This window comes from Streptomyces sp. NPDC043427 (genome assembly GCF_056436655.1).
In genome coordinates this window covers 1-1,460 of record NZ_JBWKCC010000070.1, presented here as the reverse complement: position 1 = coordinate 1,460, position 1,460 = coordinate 1, and the positions used below count along the sequence as shown (strand labels likewise).

General features: G+C 62.3%; 1 protein-coding gene. It reads right to left on the bottom strand.

Annotated features, from left to right (window positions below; all coding sequences use genetic code 11):
- Nucleotides 1–198: 198 nt before the first annotated feature.
- Entirely contained in the window at nucleotides 199–1,038 is an 840-nt protein-coding gene (locus AC067M_RS45770) for an IS5 family transposase (RefSeq protein ID WP_478702912.1), read from the bottom strand.
- Nucleotides 1,039–1,460: the final 422 nt, after the last annotated feature.

Genomic DNA, 1,460 nt, shown 5'->3' with positions numbered 1-1,460 from the left:
CGTACAACAACGACAACAGGGCCTCCGGGAACCGCTCGGAATGGGGTCGCACCCCCGAGCTACCAGGAGGCCCTGCCTTCATGCGCGTCCCGCCGGAAGATCACCCGACCAGGAACCCTGTTCGATCCACACGTTCCAAGATCGGTTGAGATACGGCTTCTTAGAGGGCGTTTGAAGTAGGCAGATTGCCTTGATGCCCTAGTAAGTTCCTCGCCAGGTGGGGGTGGTCTCGTCCGTTATGCGCCTGGCGAGGTTGTCGACCGAGGCGATGTGGATCATGGCTTCGGAGCTGGTGGTGAGGGTCTCGTAGTCGCGGGCGAGACGACGGTGCATCATGATCCAACCGATACTCCGCTCGACCACCCAGCGCATTTTCACAACGTGAAACCCACGGGCGTCCGGGTTTCTGTTGACGACCTCGACGTCGATTCCGAGGCGGGCGCCGTGCTCGACGACGGCGTTCTTGAAGCCGGTGTCGACCCAGCTCTTGGAGATGGTCGGGTACTTCTCCTTCGCCTGGTCGAGGAGGCGAACTCCTAGGGCGTTCTCCGACAGGCCGGCGGCGGTGACGGTCACGGCAAGGATGAGGCCGATCGTGTCGGTGAGGATGCCGCGCTTCCTTCCGACGATCTTCTTGGCCGCATCGGTCCCCTGGCTGGTCAGGGGCACATTGTTGGAGGTCTTCACGCTCTGGGTGTCGATCACGGAGGCGGTCGGCTCGGGCTTACGCCCCTCCTTCACGCGAGCCAGTCCCGTCAGGTCGTAATTGAGCTGGGCGAAGATCCCTTCGTCGCGCCAGGCTGCGTAGTAGGCATAGACGGTGCCGTGGCTCGGGAAGTCATGCGGGAGGTATTTCCAGGGGATTCCCGTGCGGTTGACGTAGAGGATTGCGTTGAAGACGTCGCGGAGTTCGACTTTGGCCGGCTTTCCGGTCGGCCTGCGGTCGAGCCGGGCCTTTCTCCAGGCCGTCAACGTCGGCTCGATCAAGGCCCATCGGGCGTCGGACAGGTCGCTGGGGTACGGCTTGCGCTCACTCACGGCACACCGTGATCATGTACACGCCGGAGGGATGGATTCCGCTGGCCATCAGGCGATTCCGTGGCATCTTCAAACCAGACGGACTTCCGGGTATGGAAGCGAACGAGACGGATGACCGAGCGTCCGCCCCCGAGAAGGTCGTTCGCCGCCTACGGGATGAAAGCCCTCAGAGCAGGGCAGGGACGAGAGTCGCGAAAAGGGCCTGACCTGCATAAACGCCCTCTTAGAGGGCGTTTTATCCGGCATCGCCGTGTTTTGGATAGATATTCGTGCCGGACCTTATGGGGGCGATGGGGTTCATGCGGTCTGTGTTGCGGGAGGGTTGATTGAGCTTCTTCGAGCGGGCCACCGATCGGGTGACGGTCCGTGAAGCGCAACGAGCGAGGCCCCCGGGCAGTTGATCGAGATGTCTGACGTCTCAA